20 protein-coding genes are annotated in these 20,739 nt (G+C 38.4%); 13 read left to right on the forward strand and 7 right to left on the reverse strand.

The features are described 5' to 3' along the window. Positions 1-2 precede the first annotated feature (2 nt). The 10 genes from AC0VZ4_RS06290 to AC0VZ4_RS06335 all read left to right on the forward strand — a co-directional run bounded on the left by AC0VZ4_RS06290 (position 3) and on the right by AC0VZ4_RS06335 (position 9,157). Complete coding sequence (locus AC0VZ4_RS06290; RefSeq protein ID WP_475441220.1) at positions 3-680, forward strand: TetR/AcrR family transcriptional regulator; 678 nt, start codon at positions 3-5, stop codon at positions 678-680. Next, positions 677-1,621, forward strand: a complete 945-nt coding sequence (locus tag AC0VZ4_RS06295) for an HlyD family secretion protein (RefSeq protein ID WP_050482411.1) — start codon at positions 677-679, stop codon at positions 1,619-1,621. The genes AC0VZ4_RS06290 and AC0VZ4_RS06295 overlap by 4 nt, the downstream gene beginning before the upstream one ends. Further along, positions 1,618-2,568, forward strand: a complete 951-nt coding sequence (locus tag AC0VZ4_RS06300; RefSeq protein WP_475441221.1) for an ABC transporter ATP-binding protein — start codon at positions 1,618-1,620, stop codon at positions 2,566-2,568. Before AC0VZ4_RS06295 ends, AC0VZ4_RS06300 begins: the two co-directional genes overlap by 4 nt. After that, on the forward strand, positions 2,558-3,688 hold the full coding sequence (locus AC0VZ4_RS06305) for an ABC transporter permease (protein WP_033028252.1): 1,131 nt from the start codon (positions 2,558-2,560) through the stop codon (positions 3,686-3,688). The genes AC0VZ4_RS06300 and AC0VZ4_RS06305 overlap by 11 nt, the downstream gene beginning before the upstream one ends. Positions 3,689-4,188: 500 nt before the next feature. Next, positions 4,189-4,836 (forward strand): glutathione S-transferase family protein, encoded by a 648-nt coding sequence (locus AC0VZ4_RS06310; RefSeq protein WP_033028253.1) that lies wholly within the window; start codon positions 4,189-4,191, stop codon positions 4,834-4,836. Positions 4,837-4,898: 62 nt separating this feature from the next. After that, positions 4,899-5,360, forward strand: coding sequence for a zinc-ribbon domain containing protein (locus AC0VZ4_RS06315; RefSeq protein ID WP_475441222.1), 462 nt, complete (start codon positions 4,899-4,901; stop codon positions 5,358-5,360). A 118-nt stretch (positions 5,361-5,478) separates the two neighbouring features. Then, on the forward strand, positions 5,479-6,033 hold the full coding sequence (locus AC0VZ4_RS06320; RefSeq protein ID WP_475441223.1) for an elongation factor P hydroxylase: 555 nt from the start codon (positions 5,479-5,481) through the stop codon (positions 6,031-6,033). Then, entirely contained in the window at positions 6,023-7,186 is a 1,164-nt protein-coding gene (locus AC0VZ4_RS06325; RefSeq protein ID WP_475441224.1) for an ATP-NAD kinase family protein, read from the forward strand. The genes AC0VZ4_RS06320 and AC0VZ4_RS06325 overlap by 11 nt, the downstream gene beginning before the upstream one ends. Next, positions 7,183-7,458, forward strand: a complete 276-nt coding sequence (locus AC0VZ4_RS06330; protein WP_007377754.1) for a YfcL family protein — start codon at positions 7,183-7,185, stop codon at positions 7,456-7,458. The genes AC0VZ4_RS06325 and AC0VZ4_RS06330 overlap by 4 nt, the downstream gene beginning before the upstream one ends. A gap of 142 nt (positions 7,459-7,600) precedes the next feature. After that, a complete protein-coding gene (locus tag AC0VZ4_RS06335) occupies positions 7,601-9,157 on the forward strand; it encodes an AbgT family transporter (RefSeq protein ID WP_475441225.1) in 1,557 nt (518 codons plus the stop codon). A gap of 672 nt (positions 9,158-9,829) precedes the next feature. Here AC0VZ4_RS06335 and AC0VZ4_RS06340 read toward each other — a convergent pair. The 4 genes from AC0VZ4_RS06340 to AC0VZ4_RS06355 all read right to left on the reverse strand — a co-directional run bounded on the left by AC0VZ4_RS06340 (position 9,830) and on the right by AC0VZ4_RS06355 (position 13,413). Next, positions 9,830-10,201, reverse strand: coding sequence for a hypothetical protein (locus AC0VZ4_RS06340; protein WP_475441226.1), 372 nt, complete (start codon positions 10,199-10,201; stop codon positions 9,830-9,832). An 86-nt stretch (positions 10,202-10,287) separates the two neighbouring features. Then, positions 10,288-10,872 carry a hypothetical protein gene (locus AC0VZ4_RS06345; protein ID WP_475441227.1) on the reverse strand — a complete coding sequence of 195 codons (585 nt, stop codon included), beginning with the start codon at positions 10,870-10,872 and terminating at the stop codon, positions 10,288-10,290. Positions 10,873-11,147: 275 nt separating this feature from the next. Further along, positions 11,148-12,989 carry a DEAD/DEAH box helicase gene (locus AC0VZ4_RS06350; RefSeq protein WP_475441228.1) on the reverse strand — a complete coding sequence of 614 codons (1,842 nt, stop codon included), beginning with the start codon at positions 12,987-12,989 and terminating at the stop codon, positions 11,148-11,150. 160 nt (positions 12,990-13,149) lie between these two features. Next, positions 13,150-13,413, reverse strand: a complete 264-nt coding sequence (locus AC0VZ4_RS06355; protein ID WP_007378969.1) for a GrxA family glutaredoxin — start codon at positions 13,411-13,413, stop codon at positions 13,150-13,152. A 340-nt stretch (positions 13,414-13,753) separates the two neighbouring features. Between AC0VZ4_RS06355 and AC0VZ4_RS06360 the strand changes: the two genes are divergently transcribed. After that, positions 13,754-14,713: a response regulator gene (locus AC0VZ4_RS06360; protein WP_475441229.1), complete on the forward strand. Its 960-nt coding sequence runs from the start codon at positions 13,754-13,756 to the stop codon at positions 14,711-14,713. A 96-nt stretch (positions 14,714-14,809) separates the two neighbouring features. On the opposite strand, the gene AC0VZ4_RS06365 is transcribed toward AC0VZ4_RS06360, so the two are convergent. Continuing rightward, positions 14,810-16,045, reverse strand: coding sequence for a helix-turn-helix domain-containing protein (locus AC0VZ4_RS06365; protein WP_008138531.1), 1,236 nt, complete (start codon positions 16,043-16,045; stop codon positions 14,810-14,812). Positions 16,046-16,244: 199 nt separating this feature from the next. On the opposite strand from AC0VZ4_RS06365, the gene AC0VZ4_RS06370 reads away from it, so the two are divergent. Next, a complete protein-coding gene (locus AC0VZ4_RS06370; protein ID WP_242401498.1) occupies positions 16,245-16,805 on the forward strand; it encodes an outer membrane beta-barrel protein in 561 nt (186 codons plus the stop codon). A 54-nt stretch (positions 16,806-16,859) separates the two neighbouring features. Here the strand turns inward: AC0VZ4_RS06370 and AC0VZ4_RS06375 are convergent, their stop codons facing one another. Both AC0VZ4_RS06375 and AC0VZ4_RS06380 read right to left on the reverse strand, forming a co-directional pair. Next, positions 16,860-18,284 (reverse strand): sugar porter family MFS transporter, encoded by a 1,425-nt coding sequence (locus AC0VZ4_RS06375; RefSeq protein WP_475441230.1) that lies wholly within the window; start codon positions 18,282-18,284, stop codon positions 16,860-16,862. Between the two features lie 244 nt (positions 18,285-18,528). Continuing rightward, positions 18,529-19,626: an ISAs1-like element ISPsesp1 family transposase gene (locus AC0VZ4_RS06380; RefSeq protein WP_475439755.1), complete on the reverse strand. Its 1,098-nt coding sequence runs from the start codon at positions 19,624-19,626 to the stop codon at positions 18,529-18,531. A 557-nt stretch (positions 19,627-20,183) separates the two neighbouring features. Between AC0VZ4_RS06380 and AC0VZ4_RS06385 the strand changes: the two genes are divergently transcribed. Further along, positions 20,184-20,648: a hypothetical protein gene (locus AC0VZ4_RS06385; protein WP_475441231.1), complete on the forward strand. Its 465-nt coding sequence runs from the start codon at positions 20,184-20,186 to the stop codon at positions 20,646-20,648. Positions 20,649-20,739: the final 91 nt, after the last annotated feature.

Here is a 20,739-nt window from a genome sequence, read left to right on the forward strand (position 1 = left end):
TTATGACAGCCAAAGTAGGCAGACCCAAACAAGATGACCCTAACCAAGAATCAGCCAGACAAAGCCTGATTGACGCCGCCAAAATTTGTTTTTCAGAAAAAGGGTTTGATAGCGTTTCAACGCGAAAGATAGCTAAAGAAGCGAATGTAGACGCTGCAATGATTCGCTATTATTTTGGTTCAAAAGCAGGTTTGTTTGAAGCCGTAATGCAAGATACATTAGCGCCCGTGATAGCGCAATTTCAGCAAGATTTGACTCCAGATGCACAGCTCAACCCATTACGACTAATGCAGACCTATTACCGGATGATAGCAGCAACTCCGATGCTACCAAAACTGATTTTACATGTACTAGGGCAAAAGGATAATCCGCAAACTTTCGCTATTTTAACTAGTGTTTTTGATAACATTTTACGGTGTTCCGAAAGCTGGATAAAAGCATTTGAGCAGCAGGGTCACCTTAATCCAAACCTTAATACAGATTTTATACGTTTAAGCTTTATGAGTTTAATGGTGTTTCCGTTACTAGCTCCTGAATATGTACAAAAGCAACTAGGTGTTGAGATAAGAGAACGCTGGTTAATGGGACTGGCGGAACATAATCAGACTCTTTTAGAACAGGGGTTGTTTAACTTTCCAAATAACCAAAGTGATGACAATGAGGAGGGCGGATCATTATGAAAATGTGCTTGTTATTGTTATTTATAGGTCAACTTTTTCTATCTGGTTGCGATACGCAAGATATTGATTATGCAATGGGAACTGTAGAGCGCGACAGAATTAAGCTTTCATCCCCTGCGTCAGAGCAGATTGTTGATATAAAGGTACACGAAGGGCTTGTTGTTCATCAAGGAGATATTTTATTACAGCTTGATACAGTGCGTGCGAATGCACTGGTTTCTCAACGAAATGCCGAACTAGCACAAGTAAGTGCGGCATTGAGTTTACTAAATGCTGGTACTCGTGTTGAGCAATTAAATGCGGCAAAAGCAGCCCTAGATGCTACACGTTCAGACAGTAAAGAAGCTCTGCATCAGTATCAACGTATTATTAAACTTTATAAAAACCATGCTGTTGGTACTGCTGATATGGATGTAGCAAAAGCAAAGAGAAATAGTACCAAAGCTAAACAAAATCTTGCTCATGCGCAGTGGTTAGAGTTAAAAAATGGCGCGCGTCAGCAAGATTTGTCACAAGCTCAGGCTCGAGTGGACGCTGCAAAATCGGCTTTATTATGGCAACAAAAAACAGCAGAAGACCTAACTATTAAAGCACCTGTCGATGGCATTATTGACAGCCTACCTTGGTATAAAGGTGACCGTGTAATTACAGGGACGGAACTAATGAGTGTTTTAGCTATTGCTAAGCCTTATGCCAGAGTTTACTTACCTGCATCAGCATTGATGAAGGTTAAGGTAGGTGATCCAATTGATGTATTTGCTGATGGAATTAATACACCTATTAAAGGACGAGTACGCAATATTCGTTCACAACCTGCCTACACTCCATTTTATGCTTTAAATGAACGCGATAGAGCGCGATTAATGTACTTGACTGATATTGATCTTTTGCAAGCAGAAAGTTTACCCACAGGGCTTGCTGTTGAGGTGCATATACCATGAGTAACTATGGAAATATTGTGTCTGAAACAGTTGAGCATGCAATACAAGCTAAAGGTTTAAGTAAACGTTTTGGTGATAAACTAGCTGTGAATAAGCTCGATTTAAATATTCCAAAAGGAAGTATATATGGTTTTTTAGGACCTAATGGGTGTGGTAAGTTGACCAGTATTCGTCTATTAACCGGTTTATTAACGCCGACAGAGGGAGACGTTACTATTCTAGGAAAGCCATTATTAGGTAATGAAGAGTTGTTTAAAAAGCGTATAGGTTATATGACGCAAAAATTTTCCTTATATGACACTTTAACAGTAGAAGAAAACTTAAATTTCGTTGGTTCAATTTACAGCTTTTCAAGACAGCGTAAGAAAGTTCGGGTTCAAGAGTTACTCCACTTATATGGCTTAGAACAACAGAAAAATCAATTTGCAGGCTCTATGAGTGGCGGACAGAAGCAACGTTTAGCACTTGCTTGTGCAACTTTACATTCCCCTGAACTCTTATTTCTTGATGAACCAACTTCTGCTGTCGATCCTCAAAATCGACGTGAGTTCTGGGAGCGGTTATTTGATTTGTGTGATGTAGGAACCACTATTTTGGTATCTACGCATTACATGGATGAGGCCGAACGTTGTCATGCACTGGCTATCTTAGAACAAGGTAAAAAGCGCGCTGATGGTTCCCCTCAAACATTAATGGATGCAATGCCAGCGCATGTTGTCGAAGTAAGTGGAGACAAATTAAGAGAGTTAAAGCATACACTCATTATAAACTCTAACGTCTTGTCAGCGGCTCAAATTGGTGCACACCTTAGAGTATTAGTAAAACATTGTGTACAAGACCCATTAACGTTTATAGCAAAATTTAGCAACAATCGAAAAGCACTAATCGTTCGCCCAAGTCTTGAGGATGTTTTTGTCGCCTGTACTGGAGGTAGAAATGTGGACTAGAATTTATGCGATTTTTATTAAAGAATTAAAACAACTATCTAGAGACCGAATGACTTTTGCTATGATTTTGATGATCCCATTAGTACAACTAATGCTATTTGGTTATGCAATTAATACTGATGCAAGGCATATCCCGGTTGCGCTCGTGGATTTTAGCCAAACATCACAAAGCAGAGCCATTGAACAAGCAATTACGGCTACTCAATCGGTTAACTTTGTTGCACGATATAATTCAATCGAAGAAGCTGAGCAAGCAATTATACAAGGCAAAATTAAAGCGGTATTATATTTACCAAGTGATTTGACTCGGCGGCTATTTGATCATTCTCTTTATAATCATCAACAAATTAATTCGTCAATGACTAGACCTATTGGGCAATGGATAGTGGATGGTTCTGATACGGTTATTTCATCTGCAATTAGAGGGCTACGTAATATGCCGTTGGATGAGATAAGTAATCGGCCTATTATTCAAAAGGCTCCCAGTTTTGCTGTGGTTCAGTATTTTAATCCAGAGCAAAGAACAGTAGTTAATATTGTTCCAGGTTTAGTGGCTGTTATTTTGACAATGACAATGATTTTGTTTACTTCATCGGCAATCGTTCGTGAACAAGAACAGGGAAATATGGAGTTTTTAATAACTACTCCGGTGCGGCCGATTGAGTTAATGGTTGGTAAAATAACTCCTTATGTGTTCGTTGGGTTGATACAAGTTGTTATTATTTTAAGCGTTGGTTTTTGGGTTTTTTCTGTCCCAATTCATGGAGGGATACTTTCTTTGCTAGTAGGATCTATTTTATTTATTGCAGCAAGTTTAACATTAGGGTTAATGATTTCAACGATAGCAAAAACGCAATTGCAAGCTATGCAAATGACTATATTTATTTTACTACCCTCTATTCTGCTATCAGGGTTTATGTTTCCTTATGAGGCGATGCCTATTGTTGCACAATGGATTGCTGAGGCGCTTCCTGCAACTCACTTCATGCGAATTATCCGTGCTATTGTATTGAGAGATGCAAGTATTTTAATATTAGAATATGATGCTATTTGGTTAGGGGTATTTGTCTTCGTTGGGTTAATTATTGCTTCGTTGCGCTTTAATAAAACATTAGAATAGGGAAGTTTCTCCAGTACAATTATATGGATTCACATAATTAATCAATTCGTTCTACACAATAGAGTTTAGATGAGCACTTATGTATAGCTCTAATTGCTTTTTATGTCCCTGGTCCAGCTGTTTTGTAGTCATAATTATTTTTTATTAGTGCGTAAGCTCTCCTGACCGTTTTGTTAGTAAACGTAGTTAGTGCTGAAAATAGCTGCTCGAGATAGATTTATTACCCAGAGTTCAGGTTAACTATTATGTTGTCAGGAAAAGGTGCTTTACATACTTGAAAAACATCTTTGCTAAATCAATAGCCAGTACATTATGATATTTTAATTTACTTTTCTCTAGCTATGCACTTTTAATAGTAACTAGTCAGATTTATGCGTAAATAGCTAGTTCATTGCAAGTAAATTCAATGCAGTTAGTCGAAAATAGTTGCTTGAGATAGATCTTTCCAGTGTTCAGGTTATTCATTTTCCCAAATATGTATTACTTAGTGAGAAATTTAAATGCATTTATTTATTGGAAACAAAAATTACTCTAGTTGGTCGCTCCGAGCTTGGTATTTGATGAGTAAATTTAATATACCGTTTGAAGAAACCCAGCTGGTACTCGACACCCCCGACTTTTACAATGAACTAAAAAAGACCTTTGCTTTGCAAAAAGTTCCAGCGTTAATCGATGGTGATTTACAGGTTTGGGATTCACTAGCAATTTGTGAATATATTAACGATGCTTACTTATCTGGCGCTGCATGGCCAAAATATATTACTCAAAGAGCTAAAGCGCGTGCGCTAAGCGCTGAAATGCATTCAGGCTTTATGGCGTTGCGCAGCGAAATGCCAATGAATATAAGAGCTACCCGTAAAGTAGACCTATCGAGCGAAGCACTAAAAGACATAGCCCGTATAGACGAGATATTTGCACAGCAACAAGATGTGTTTCCAAATGAGTGGTTTTTTGGTGACTTTAGTATTGCTGATGCCATGTATGTGCCTGTTGTACTGCGCTTAAAAACCTATCAAATTACGTTATCGCCAGAGGCGCAACAATATTGTGACTTTGTTATGCGCTGCCCAGTATTGCAAGTATGGATCACTCAGGCATTAACCGAAACCGATATTGTAGAGTGTGATGAAGCAGGAACGCCTGTATAATTATTATTTTTCATATGGCATGTTCTATGCCTTAAAATCATAAGTTTTAAACTAGGCAGCTCATGTATCTAAATCACCTAAGGTATGGCAATAAACCGATATCTACCAATACCTCAGTGACAATAGAGGCGATAGAGAATGCGCACTGGCGTTACTCGAGGCTTAAATACTTCCCTGATACGGTAATATTGGCAGATATAAAAAAGCAAAACTATGCCATTGACCCTCGGGCACTTTATGTTGATATTGAAGAGAAGTGCGAAAGTTGCTCTAAGGCATTTATTTTTTTTGCTCAAGAGCAGCAATATTGGTTTGAGGTACTTGATTTTTGGGTCGATTCACACTGTACACGTTGTTTTGAATGCCGTAAGCATGCCAGATATATACTAACTCTACGTAAACGGTACGATATGTTAACTAGCTTAGCCAATAAAACCTCAAGTGAAAAAACACAGCGTAAAGAATTTGCCAATACGCTTTACTGTTTAGGTATTATTAAAAATATCAATAAAGTGAAAGATTAATCCGCTTATATTTTACTATCCCGCCTTATTTTTACTTTAGTTGTAAAAGCCCGTACAATTCGTCTCGTTTTTAGTGCGCTAATATGGCGCTGTAACCGAGACGAATTAATCAATTTTTATGCACCAAATAGCTGATCTAATTTCAATTTTTGAGCGCACTTTTTATCAAAGTCACAATACACGACTGATAAAAGGCGATTGTGAGCCTGTGTATTTACCAGCAACAGAGCAGGTGCCATATCACCAAGTTGTATTTGCGCATGGTTTTTATGCCAGTGCACTGCATGAAATAGCGCACTGGTTGGTTGCAGGCGATAAACGTCGGCTAGTAGAAGATTACGGTTATTGGTACTGCCCAGACGGGCGCGACAAACAAAAACAAGCTGAGTTTGAAAGCGTAGAAATAAAGCCCCAAGCTATAGAGTGGTTATTAAGCACCGCAGCAGGGTTTAATTTTAATGTGTCGGTGGATAACTTAAACGGCGAGCAAACGTGTCGGTTTGATTTTCAGCAGCGAGTACATGCACGGGTATTATCGCTAATCGAAAATGGCTTTAACTCTCGTACAGGGTCACTTTTAAAAGCACTCTGTGGTTTTTACAATACACCGTGGCCTTTAACAGCGCAGCAATTTAATTGGCAACACCCGAAGGAGCTTTGTAATGGCGTTTAAATTAGGCTTAATTGTAAACCCAGTAGCAGGTTTAGGCGGAACAGTTGCTTTAAAAGGCAGTGATGGCGCACACACAGCCGCTAAAGCAATCGAATTAGGTGCAGAACCAAAAGCAAATAGCCGTACAAAAGCAGCGCTTGAGGTGCTATTGCCTTATAAAGAGCGCTTAACCATTTACACTGTTAACGGTGACATGGGTGAGAAAACAGCAAAAGCTTTGGGCTTTAATGTAGAGGTTGTATACAACACTGCAGCAATAACAACCCCAGATGACACAGAGCAAGCAGCAAAAATACTTAAAGACTTTGGTGTTGATTTAGTTTTATTTGCTGGAGGCGACGGTACAGCGCGTAATATTTGCCATGCAATAGAAGATACCATTCCCGTACTTGGTATTCCCGCAGGCTGTAAAATTCATTCTGGTGTTTACGCTATCACGCCAAAGGCTGCAGGGCGCGTAGTCGAAATGCTGGTTAAGGGTGAGTTAGTTACCTTAGCCGATGCAGATGTAATGGATATAGATGAAGATGCTTTCAGACAAGGCACAGTAAAAGCCAAACGCTACGGCGAAATGCAAACACCTAGCGAAGTACGCTATATGCAAGCGGTTAAAAATGGCGGTAAAGAAACCGACGAACTCGTACTTGCCGACATTGCAGCGCATGTTGTATCGCAAATGGATGAAGACACATTTTATATTATGGGTAGCGGCTCAACGGTTGAAGCCATAATGGAAGAAATGGGGCTTGAAAATACGTTACTTGGCGTTGACTTAATAAAAGATCAAACCTTAGTTGCCCAAGATTTAACGGCTAAGCAATTGCTTGAGCTTACACATGATCAAAGTACTAAGTTAGTCATTACGCTCATTGGCGGGCAAGGGCATATATTTGGCCGTGGTAACCAGCAATTGAGTCCTGTGCTTATACGCGCAATTGGTAAAGAAAATATTATTGTAGTAGCAACAAAAACAAAACTACAAGCGCTTAATGGTCGCCCCCTTATTTGTGATACAGGCGATGGCGAATTAGATGATGAATTAACGGGTTATATTAAAGTAACCACCGGATTTAACGACCATATTATGTATGCAGTAGGGCACCACAACCTTGAAAATACAGGTGCTTTGCAAAACCAGGAGATTAATAAATGAGTTTAGTGAACTATATCGATGCAGCTCAGCAGTACTTCGATGATTTAGTAATAAAAGCAACTGACGATGAGTTATTTGCAGGCGGCTATTTACGAGGCCACTATGATCTTGCAGTAGGCTATGCCGAAGTAGAAAAGCTAACAATTAGTATCGATGAGCTAAACGAAACAGTAGAGCAAAGCTTAGTTAAAGCATATCGCAACGGCGAGCTTAACGAAGAAGACAAAACATTAGTTGCACGCTTGTGGGATGAAGTTAAAGCCCTCGCTTAACCCTAAGTGGCAAAAAAACACGATTTGTTTATCACTATCGTGTTTTTTTGTGCCAAAAATTTTTAAAGCAAATTTTTATGTTAATTTACCGTTTCGTTTTTGTGCGGTATTGTTACTAAAATAAACTTTAGGAGCGGTAAAAATGAATAATAATCAAGACGCTTTACCTTCAGGGGTTGTAGCGCGTTTTTTAAATTTTGTTGAGCGAGTAGGAAATAAGCTTCCAGATCCAGCAGTAATATTTCTATTTGCAATGTTATTAATTTGGTTTTTGTCGTGGTGGTTTTCAAGCGTGAGTTTTGATGCAATAGACCCACGTACCGGTGAAGCGATTATTATTAATAATATGCTGGCAAGTGATTCGCATGCTACCTTTTTATCATCAATGATAAAAACCTTTACAGGGTTTGCTCCATTAGGTGTCGTTTTAGTAGCTATGTTAGGTGTGGGGGTTGCAGAGCATTCGGGCTTTATTAATACCGGCCTTAAGTTAATGCTTAAAGTGACTCCTAAAAAGCTATTAACGCCTTCAATCATTTTAGTGGCCATTGTGAGCCATACCGCTACTGACGCAGGTTATGTATTAGTTATTCCACTTGCCGGTGTTATATTTTATGCTGCAGGACGCCATCCGCTTGCGGGTATTGCAGCTGCATTTGCAGGAGTCAGTGGTGGTTTTGGGGCTAACTTTATTCCATCAGGTATCGACCCATTACTACAAAGCTTTACCCAAAGTGCGGCGCAAATAATTAATCCTGCAATAACAATTAACCCGTTAAATAACTGGGCATTTGCTTCAGCATCTAGCTTATTTATTGTGGCATTAGGCTGGTACATTACCGATAAAATTATTGAACCACGTTTACAAAAAACAGCGGTTGATGGTGTTAAAGAGGATTTACCTGTATTTGAAGATGCACGTGGTGACGAAAAGCGTGCCTTTCTTATTGCCAGTGCCGTTATGATTGCTGGTATTGCGTTATTAGCCTATGTGTCAGCCCCAGTTGATTCAGCAATGCGCAGCAGCGATGGTTCTTTAACAAACTTTAGTTCACCACTAATGCAATCAATAGTACCGCTGATATTTTTATTATTTTGGATCCCAGGCGCAGTGTATGGTTTTACCGTCGGCACCTTTAAAACCTCTAAAGATATGATAGACGCGATGAGCAAAGCCATGAATGGTATGGCGTATTACATTGTTATGGCATTCTTTTGTTCATTATTTATTGCCGCGTTTAGTAAATCAAACCTAGGTGCATTACTGGCAATTGAAGGGGCTCAAGTATTAAAAGCAATGGAGTTACCAAGCTCTGTGACGGTTGTGGGCATTATTTTCCTAACCGGTTTTGTAAACTTATTTGTAGGTTCAAGCTCTGCTAAATGGGCGCTATTAGGACCGGTATTTGTGCCTATGCTAATGCAACTCGGTATTTCGCCAGACTTAACTCAAGCGGCGTATCGCGTGGGTGATTCAAGCTCTAATATTATCACTCCGCTCATGCCATATTTCCCACTCGTGGTGGTGTACTGCCAAAAATACGTTAAAGGCACAGGCATTGGTACGCTTATCGCGATGATGCTACCGTATTCAATCGCCTTTATGATTGGCTGGAGTATCTTCTTGCTAGGCTACTGGGCACTCGGTATTCCATTAGGGCTTGATGCCAGCTATGTGTATCCAGCGGTAGCGCCGTAATAGCATCACTTGAAGAAGAAAAGCCTCACCACATTGTGGCGGGGCTTTCTTGTTTGAAAAGGCGATAAACATTTCGATGATTACCAACAGTGGATTGGAACTTCTGTATTGTAATAAAAAGAAATTTTTAAAAATTAAAATTCTTTAATCAAGAGTTTGTGTATAAGAGTATTTGCTTGTATTTTAGGCTGTGGAATTTAAATTTAAGGAGGAGAGGCGGTGAAAAAGTTATTGCTATTATTTATGGGTATTAATCTTTTGTTTATATCCACTCATTCATTTGCAAATCAGGAAGTAAGGTATTAGAGCCAGAGTCGTCGGAACAATTAAAATTTCTAATTGTAGCGACTGGACAAGAATCAACGAATGTATGCGTTAGAACAGGGAATTATTATTGCAAAGAGATAGCTGGTTCCGTAACTGCAAATAATGATATGGCGAGTTTTCAACTACATCATGATAAAGGTGAGGCATTTAATTTAAGTTTAGGCAACTTCTTACGAGGTACTTACGAAAGCAACTTTGAAATGACGTGTACACAGTCATCATCATGTGCTCCTAATAATAAAAGCTGTTCAATTAATATGACTTGTAGAAAGCCTTAGCGTCTATTGTTTTTCTAAAAATGTGCTGAGAGTTTTGTTAGCCAGCGTCGCAAGGTTAAAATCAACTTCACTTCTGATAGCTAATTATAATTTTTTCTGTAGCGGTGGATATAACGCCACCATTTTTATTGAGCATCTTTGTTATACGTATGTCTGGCAGACCGTCCCCGGTAATATCTTTAATGATTATTTCTTTTTGATCACTGAAACTGGTAAAAGTAGAGAAAATAAGATTATCTTTCCTATTGATCACAAAAGGAGAGGGGGTAACGCTCGTTTCTTGTATTTCATAACTAGTGTCAGTAAAAGCTAAACTAATTTTAAAGTTATCCGTCCATACCGTAGAACTCAAGTTATCATTTATAGCTGATATTACGGCAGGTTCCGCCTTGGCGGCTGAAGTTATTAAAATAAGTAGTAGAGCAGTAAATAGCCTCATGATTTTTCCTTAATTAGCAGTTTGCGTGTGTTGATAAGTGGAAGATCATCAAAGCATAGTTACTTTGATGATCTTCCATTTGCTATTTATAGACTGATAGTTGAATTATTATTTGAAGTAGGTAGGTTTTGCTGGTTTTGATCTTGTGCGCCAACATCAGTCGATGGACTTGTTGATGAAGCAATATTATATGTCGCTCCAGATGAGCTTTGGATCTGTAGTACCAGAATATATGCCGTGGCACTTACTTCAAAGCCTGGGATCAAACCAGTGACCATAAGGTCAACATCCACAGAGCCATTGACTTTTTGCTGTTGACTAAGTTCTTGCATTGTTTCTTTGATGTCTTGTTTGTGTGTTTCGGCATTTGCACCGAAACCAAGCCATCCCCAAAAGCCACTAACACCACCCGATATGCTGTATTCAGAAACCATTTTTTGGTATGTGCTAGAGCTTTCTAGATTCACAATCGAGAAATCAAAAGAGCCAGACATTTTTGCCCAAGCACCTGCACCTGATACTGTTACCCCGACACCTGAAATAGTCCCTTTTTTTTCTGAGATCTGCCAAGTTTCAGTATCGCTTGTAGCCAGTTCTTTAGCATTAGAAGGTGTTGTGTTTGCTACTGCAATAGTTTTTGGGTTTGGTAGAATTGTAAGTGTATTTGACATGATAAATCTCCATTTAAGTTTGATGAGCTGTACAGCAAATAAGGAAGTATTCCTTACTCTACAAATATTATAGTTGATAAAATGTTGACTAAATATTACACACTATTGCATGGCAGGATTGAGCGGGTGTATCGAGTATTACTGGGATTGATTTGGTTTTTTCTGGCGAAATGTAAGGGGGATAAGTTTTATACTGAGTGTTTTAAGTTTAGAGTCTTAAAACAAAAAAACCTTGGCACTTTCATGCCAAGGTTTTTTTACTAAAGAGTCGTTGCTTACTTAGCTGTGAAGCTTACTGGGCGACGTTCTTTACGAGGACCGCTACGCTTATCAGGGCGTTGGCCTTCTTTATTAAAGCTACGCTTCTTGTCACCAGCAGGGCGTTCAGAACGCTCGCCGCGTGGCTCAGAAGGGCCTTGATCTTCAGTGATTGTTAAGCCCATTGGGCGTTTACAAATAAACACTTTTTGGAAGTGATCAAGTACATCTTTAGGCATGTTTTGCGGTAACTGAACCGTGCTGTGATTGTCGTGTAGACGAATATCACCAATAAACTTGCTTGAGATGTCAGCTTCGTTAGCGATAGCGCCAACAATGTTTTTAACCTGAACACCATGTTCACGACCTACTTCGATACGGTAAGTATCCATAGGACCTGCATCACGGCTGTTACGTTCGCGAGGTTTACGCTCAGCGCGTTCACCACCACGTTCGCCGCCACGTTCGTTACGACGTCCACGGTCACCACGATCATTACGTGGGTTGCGGTCGTTACGCTCGTTACGTTCACGAGGTTGAATCTTAACTTCTTCAACTTTAATTGGCGACTGTTGCTGTGCTAAACACAGTAACGCACCCGCTAAGCTTTCAAGAGGAAGGTCAAGTTTTTCAGCCATGTTAGTCGTTACTTCATTGAAGAACGTGATGTCTTTGTTTTCAAGCGCAATAGTTAATTTTGCTTGTAACGCTTCAATACGTTTTTCTTCAACAATTTTTGCTGTAGGTAATTCAACTTGAGCAATTTCAGACTTCGTATGACGAATGATATTTTTAAGTAAATAACGTTCGTTATGTTTTACGAATAAGATTGCTTTACCAGTACGACCAGCACGACCTGTACGGCCGATACGGTGAACGTAGGCTTCAGAATCTTGTGGGATATCGTAGTTGATAACTAAGCTTAAACGGTCAACATCTAGACCACGAGCTGCTACATCTGTTGCAATAACAATGTTTAGCATGCCACTTTTTAAGCGATCTACAGTGCGTTCACGTGCTTGCTGGTTCATGTCACCGTTAAGTGGAGCAGCAGAGAAACCTTCGCGCTCTAATAACTCAGCAAGTTGTACTGTATCGTTACGTGTACGAACGAAAACAATAGCACCTTCATATTGCTCAGCTTCTAAGAAGCGAACAATTGCTTTATTTTTATGTACGCTTGCATTCCAAAACACTTGCTCAACAGATGATACTGTCGAGTTACGCGCAGAAATATGAACCTGTTCAGGATTGTTCATATATTTGCTGCTGATGTTTTGAATTTGCTTAGGCATAGTCGCAGAGAAAAGACATGTTTGCTTTTCGCGCGGAGTTTTTTCCATGATGTTTTCTACATCATCGATAAAGCCCATACGTAACATTTCATCGGCTTCATCAAGTACAAGTGCTTGTAGAGCATCAAACTTGATAGTGCCACGGTTAATGTGATCGATTAAACGACCTGGAGTTGCAACAATAACCTGAGCGCCACGACGAAGTGCGCTTAATTGGATACTGTAGCTTTGGCCACCATAGAGTGCCAATACTTCAATACCACGAACATGTTTAGCATATTGTTCGAATGCCTCAGCAACTTGGATCGCAAGCTCACGTGTTGGTGTGAGTACAAGGATCTGTGGCTGTTTCACAGACGGGTCAATATTATTTAGTAATGGCAGTGCAAATGCTGCGGTTTTACCTGTACCCGTTTGAGCTAGTCCCAGTACGTCCTTTCTTTCTAGCAATAACGGTATACATTGAGCTTGGATTTCAGATGGTGTCTTGTAACCCAACTCTTCAACTGCCTTCAAAATTGCAGGAGAAAGATTTAGAGATTCAAACGTGACTGGTTCTGACATTAATACGCCTCAACGAATTTAAAGAGGCGCGCATTATATAGGATTCGCGAGGCAAATGCTTGTATAAATTGAAACTAATTTCTATGTGTTTGATGTTGGTCGAAATTTAACCAGTTTAATTTGGGGTTTATTAAACTGGTTAACATATTTAATACAACGCTTATTTGTACAAGCCTAGGTTTTCTTTTGCGTAAGCTTCAAATTCGGTAAATCCACCGATGTGATTTTGATCCACAAAAATTTGTGGAACGGTAGGGCAAGGTTTACCAGCTGACTTTTCAAGATCGGCCTTACTAATGCCTTCTTTAATTATATCGATGTAACGAAATTTAAAGTCATCACGTTCATTTGTTAATTGCTCTGCTACGTCTTTGGCGCGTACACAAAATGGGCAGCCTTCACGGCCAAAAATTACTGTTAGCATAATGCTCTCCTTTATTTGATTGATATCAGTTTAAATGATTAAAAAATATTTTAAAGCGCAAAAAATCGATTGGACTGTTCTAATAAAGCATAAATACAGGAAGTCACCCCAATATGCTTCGCATTATGATTTTTAAAATGCGAATGCGGCTAAAGTGTTTTTAATATTGATTTTTAAGCTATTGAATATATTTAATAAAGAATACATTATAAATGTGGCATGTAACTTGATTTAAGCTAAGTATACAAAGTTACATAAGATACATATGAATACTCAAAGCCATATTTTAAAGATTATCCAAGGGGTAATAGGTAAATACTGCGAAACACAAGAGCGGTATATGTCAATTACTTTAATCAATGAGTTGCAATGCAATTACGTATGTTTACATACGCCTTATGAACACGTTTTAGCGCAATGCGAAAAATTTATTATTCCTGCTTTGAAGTCAGTAAATGATAATTTTGTGCTAAAAGTTAGAGCGAATACTTTAGGAGTTAATGTTTGCTATTGGATAGATGATGCTAACCAAGAAAATACATTTGATGTGCATGGTCTGTTAGTTACCAAACAACCTATTGATTTAGCACTTAAGCTTAATCAAAATGTTGGTGTTTTAACTGATTGCGAAACATTATTTAAAAGCTGTTCAATAATGTCAGCGCACACTCATGAGCTGTATGCTTTTAATTTTAGATTATACGAAAATACTTGTAATGAATTTCTACAACTCGAGGACTTACGACACTTAAATAGTCATTCTCTAATGCGAAAGCTGGATACTAACTTTTTAAAAAACAGTATAAAATTTTATGCTATTGGTAAAGTTGATGAACTAAATAAAGACATAGAATTATCAGGCAATGTGCTTGGATGGCCCTTTTTTGATACAGATTTGGTCGCTATTCGAACTTCATTGTTTGCCCAAAAACGCTTGTCTGTATTAGTTGCTGACGATAGCTTACCAAGTCAAGTAGCGACTAAAGTGATGCTTGAAATGCTCGGTTGTTCGGTAACATGTGCAGATAACGGTGCTAGTGCATTAACGCTAGCTTTAAATAATCAATTTGATTTACTGCTTTTAGATGAATGTATGCCAGAAATATTTGGCAGTGATGTAGCGCAGCAGTTAGTAAGCAAAAGTACTTTAAATACTGATACACCAAAAGCTATCTTGTCGGGTCTCACAGATGATGTTCAAATAGCAAAATTATTTAAAAAAGGCATTACGCATTATTTACAAAAACCAGTCACAAAAGCGGATCTGGAAAAATTTATTAAGCCTTGGCAGCTTAATTAAATTAGCTAGCTAATAAGTGAGTTTTTACAAATGAGTGCAATAAAACTACATAACCTGAACTCTGGTTAAGAGATTTACTAACATATTGAAAACATACTAGCTTAGCTTAGTTAACCATGGCTGCCAAAGCGGGAGTGAGAGCTGAGTTAGTGTGTTTTCAATATGTGTTAATTTTTCAGATGCCTTGTGCATCTCACCCTGCTCTATATTTATTAAATAAAGTTGATATATAGCAAAGGTGTTAGGGACTGTAGCGGTGTTACAAATTTTGTTTAGTGCGTTTAAAGAAACCGCGAATTTTGAACTGTTCCCAGTTTTTCGGTAAATAAATAATGAGATACACAACAAGCTCGGTAGTGCAATATCTTCGTCACTTACTAAGGCAATACTCTGGGCTATAAGTTGCTCTGCAAGTACATAGTTTGCGTTTGTGCAATGAATAGCGGCTAAGTATCCTTTTGATACCGCAACACAGCGATTATACCCAGATAGATTGGCTACGTTTAGTGATTCAGCGCAAAGTGTATACGCTAATTCAATATCGCCTTGTAACAAATAACACGCGCCGAGCAGCTGTAAAGCGGTACTCTTAAATAGATTCTTTTCTATTGAATCGGTTGTTATATCACATTCGTTTAAGCATAAATTAGCTGATTGGATTGCAGCGTTTATATCACCAGAATATAAATAGAAAAGTGCATTTGTGCTGTAATAGTGAGCCTTTTCTTGGTTCGCGTGTTGTAATGTGGCATTACATATTACTAAGTAATGGTGTGATCTTTTAAACTCACAAGAGAATAGTAAAGTAATTGCAGTGCCTAAATTAGCAGAAAACACTAACGGAAGATCATTCACTTTAATTGCTTTATTAAGGCCTTTATCAAAATATTGTAGTGCTTTTTCATATTGACGATGAATAAGCGCGGCATAACCAAGTTTAATATAGAAGTTGGCCACAATAGCGCTTGGTAATGCGGAGTGAAATGTTGATTTAATTAAAGAAATAGCGAGCTTAATTTTACTGCTCATCATTAGTTCATACAAAAGCCCATCGTTATGCAATTCATTTACTAAAATATCTCGGTTCTCTTCACTCGGGTAAATATCCACTTCTGAACGGGCAATCAAGCTTCCTTTTTCACAATTTAAAGCACTCGCAAGCTTATTTAAATTACTCAGACGTATTCTTGTAACTGAGCCATTAAGCCATCGAGTAAGGGTTTTTTCGCTTACACCTATTTGATTGGCAAGCCATAAATGCTTTATCGATTGCTCTATTATATATTGCTGTAATTGCCCTCGATTTAGAAGGGCAGTTTTTGAATTGTTCAATTTTCACTCTTGTAAGTCGGTATTAAATATTTTACGGCTTAGGAGGGATTTCAATTCTGACAAAAGGTTTCCTAACGCAATACTTAAAATGTCCGGTTATGTCCGTGGATTAATTAGGGTACGCTTAATATCATATATTGAACACACCCTTGGAGCAACAAAGTGTCGTTTTAAGGTCAACTCAATATTGGATAATAAAATGAAAAAAATAATCACACTTAGTGCATTCACATTGTTAATGAGTAGTTTTACTACACATGCCAATGAGGCTCAAATAAGAATGGGCGTTGAGCTTGGTACAGGAAAAATAAAAGTAGATAAAGATTTTGCAATTTTAAAAGAAGATTTTGACACCGACGGGTTTTCGCTTGGTTATATACTCGGTTATAAGTTTGAAAACAATGTAGTCACAGAGGCTAATTTAGCCTATACATCAAGTGATGTATTATTTGGTACTTTTGATAGTTACGAAACGTATGAATTTAAGGCAATGATAGGGTATTCATTTGATTTAGCAACACACTTTAGGGTTGTGCCAATGGTTGGCTTATCGCGCTGGGAATTAGACACTAAACAAGGGTTTTTTTTAAACCCAGGTCCTGAGGCAAAAGAGGAGTTTTCAGGAACTGATTTTACTTATAAAGTAAGACTTGAAGTACCGCTGGGTGATCTGGTTTTACTTTCACTTTCGTATGCGAGTACTGAAGTTGAGTTCGGCCGCAATGAAACAACTCAATTGGGTGTATTATTTGAGTTTTAAAGCTCGTAGCTAAATGGCGAGTAGCCTCGCCATTACTGACTATGTAGATTGATATTACATAGATTCGAGCGTTTTACCGCGTGTTTCTTTTATGTATTTAACAACAAAAAATATACTTATAAGGGCCGATAACGCATAAAAGCCATAAGCACCGGCAAGGCCAATGTTGGCAAGCATAATAGGGAAGGTCATGGTAATGGCAAAGTTAGCAATCCACTGCGCACTAGCCGCAACAGCAAGCGCTGCCCCACGAATACGATTATTAAACATTTCGCCTAATAATACCCATACAACAGGGCCCCAACTTAAGCCAAAAAATACCACAAATAAGTTAGCCATAATAAGCGCAAACGTACCCATGTTATCGCTAAGGGCAAGTTTGCCTGCTTCATCAAGGCCTGCACTGCCAAATATATAAGTAAGCGCGCTTAAGCTAATAAACATACCAATACTGCCTACTAATAACAGTGGTTTACGGCCAATTTTGTCAACTAGGGCAATGGCAATAAAGGTTGATACAATATTAGTAGTACCTGCGAGTACATTTATAAATAGCGATTGCGACTCATCAAACCCAGCGGCTTGCCAAAGCTCAGAGCCGTAATAAAACACCACGTTAATACCCACAAATTGCTGAAATACACTCAGCGCAACACCCACCCAAACAATTGGGTGTACTTTTTTACTGTTATCAATAAATAAATCGCGAATGCTTGGCTTTGTGTCGCTATGCAATGAGCGTTTAACATCGCTTATTTGCGCATCAACATTGTCGTTCGATATTTTACTAAATACCGATTTTGCATCATCCACTTTACCTTGCGCCACTAAATAACGAGGCGACTCAGGAATAAACAAAACACCGACTAAAAACAACACAGCAGGCACAAGCTCTGCCCAAAACATCCAGCGCCAAGCGGCTATATCAAGCATTAAAATATTTTGCGCGCTGCCTGCTGCATCAGCAATTAAGTAGTTACTTAAAAAAGCAGCAAATAAACCCAATACAATAGCGAGTTGTTGTAATGTAGCTAAGCGACCACGAAGTGCTGGTGGCGCAACCTCCGCAATGTAAGCTGGCGCTAATACTGATGCAGCACCAATACCTAAACCACCAAATAAACGGTAAAAAATAAACTCCGCAGAGCTTTCGCTAATGCCCGAACCAAATGCACTAATGGCAAAAATAATCGCGGTGATGATCATAATTGCACGGCGACCAAACTTATCAGCCAGCGGCCCCGCAGCAAGCGCACCTAGGGCGCACCCTAGTAACACAGACGCTACATTAAAGCCCGTAGCCACACTGCTTGAATTAAATGCATTACCTAGCGCCGACACCGTGCCGTTAATAACGCCCGAGTCAAAACCAAACAAAAAGCCACCAATAGCAGCCACAGCCGATATAAATATTACGTAAAAAAGAGAGGTGTGTTCAGCTGTGTTGGCTGAGTGGGAAGGCGGTGTGTGCGTTGTCATTATATGCCCTGAAAGTTAATTTAAATATAAAAGAGCATAATATCGTAAAGCGTTATGGTTGAATATGCTTGTGCGGGTATAAATTGAGCCATTTTTAAAGGCTTTAAAATTAAGTAACCGCCTTTTTTAAATAACACCGATTGATTTTCAAAAAATAATATGTTTTGTATGGGGAGTATTTGTTGGACCAATATTACTGTTCTCACCCATTTGGGCAGGGCGCGAGCATACTTTGTTAAAAATGTTAACCAAAAAGAAGTTCTTCTCTAAAAGCATCATCATAACAAGCTCTTACACACTTACTTCTTATTGACCCCTTGCTTTTCGTATGCTGCTTTATCATGTTCCTAACGACGCGTCTAAATAGTGCCATATGTTGCGCACTTAATGGCTCATGTATTTGACAGGCATCTTCTTTAAATACGACATCCAGTATCCAGTGTTGCTGATTTTCTATCAGCCAATGTTGTCTTATTGCTTTACTTATCAATATATTGTCTGTCAACGATGTTAGGTAGTAATGTGTGTCAATACTCGTTCTATTACCCTTCGTTCGCTCTCGCTGCACCGCAACGATTGTTCTAACTGATGGCCAGCTCTCTTTAATTTCACTCGGTAATAAACGCGCATCAAGACAATCTATCGTGCGTACTTCTTTTCGCCCATGCCCTTCATCTTGTGTTACATGACTAAGTATCTCTGAGTTTTCAGATTCATACTGGTGTGTAAATGCATCTTGAATCGCGCTATAAAGTTTCTTTTGATTACCCTTTGCTTGCACTAGATAATCTGCATGTCTGCTAATTAGCTGTTTTAGCGTTTCTTTTTGGCAGTGCAAAGCATCAAGTGTAATGACGGTGTTATTGATATCGAGTATTTTCAATAAATCCCGAACTGCCGGTATTTCATTCGTCTTACTGCCAACTGTTTGGTGGAATAATGTGAGACCTGCCTCACAATCAAATGCTGAGACGAGGTGTAATTTATCAGCAATGTGTTTACTTGCTCCGCGAATAGTTTTGCCATCGAAGGCAATGACAGGATGCGCTGATTTAACGCGGTTTTGATTGACCCAGCTATACATCGCGAGTAGTAATGAGTCAGTATCAACGGTTCTAAAAATCCGAGCAATACTATGTCGAGTGGGTATGCCATTTTTGAAAGAACGAAATCCTCTTAACCAATTAAGCTTACTTTCGCCATAGACTTCAATGTCTTGCCAGTTTTCACACCCTGATGTAACGGCAGTAATAATAAGAAAAAGCACATCAACTAAGTTATGGTGCTGATTTATATGTGAACGATTATCTTTGACGAGTTCTAAATGTGAGAAGAGTGACATAATAAGTTTAAGGTGATGAAATTTATGGTATTAGATCATAAAATTTGTTTATTTACAAAGTGTGATCCCGCCCTGCCCATTTGGGTGTGTTTCTGCAATTACATAATCTGTTCGAAATTAAGTAATTGTTTACAGTTGGCTATTTGGTGGATAAGGTAAATACGTTAAAAATAGGGGCGTTTGTCGGTTTAAAGTGATAAATGTTTAAGACTAGATTGCTATACTGCTGAATTTCCACAAAAGAACAAAGGCCATGATTATATGTATATATATCAGTATACAGACTTGAATGCAGTCAAAAGTATTTTAAAGACTGAGAGGTTGTGGGCAACTCATTATAAGTATTTAAATGATTATTCTGAAGTTTTGAAAGGAATAGAAATTCTTGTCGATAGCATCGCTGATACAAAAAACTTATCTAACGCAGAAAAAATGTTTTCAAAAATGAAACTATAAATAGTTTGGATGATTTGGATATATTCGTTTCATCTCTTTGTTTAGCAGGGGACGAGCTAACAATGTGGAGAACATACGGTAATTGCGCAGTGATTTTTAATATGAGTTTAGTTACATTAGCCTTAACCTGTGAAGGTTCATTTAGACAAAATTCCGTTCAATCATGTAGGTACCCTCAAACTTATAATGATATTAATTTATCAGCGCAAGTTGATTCGTTACTATCTTTATATGATGAGTACTACCTAGGTACCCATAAAGATTGGTTTATAAGTTCTTTAGTTTATGAGGCAACATCAATAAAGCATCATGCATTTTATGCCGAACAAGAACACAGATCTGTTATCTCTCTAGATAAAACTGATAATACTCCAATTCTCTATCGAAAACGGGATGGAATGGATATTCCATATATTGAGATGGTGTTACCTAAATCATGTATTGAAGGTGTTTTTATTGGTCCCGGAAAAGACCAAGATAAATTGGTTTTAGAGATGAACGAATTTCTACAGGAAAATAAAATCGATAATGTGAAAATATATAAGTCACTTACACCATTTATATGAAAATAGCATTCAAACAATTGATACCTAAATTCGGATAATAAGTGCAATTTCTCAGATTAGATGGCCAGCTGTTATAATTCGGCCATTCTCT

It is taken from the genome of Pseudoalteromonas sp. QJM3NY_22 (assembly GCF_056173065.1).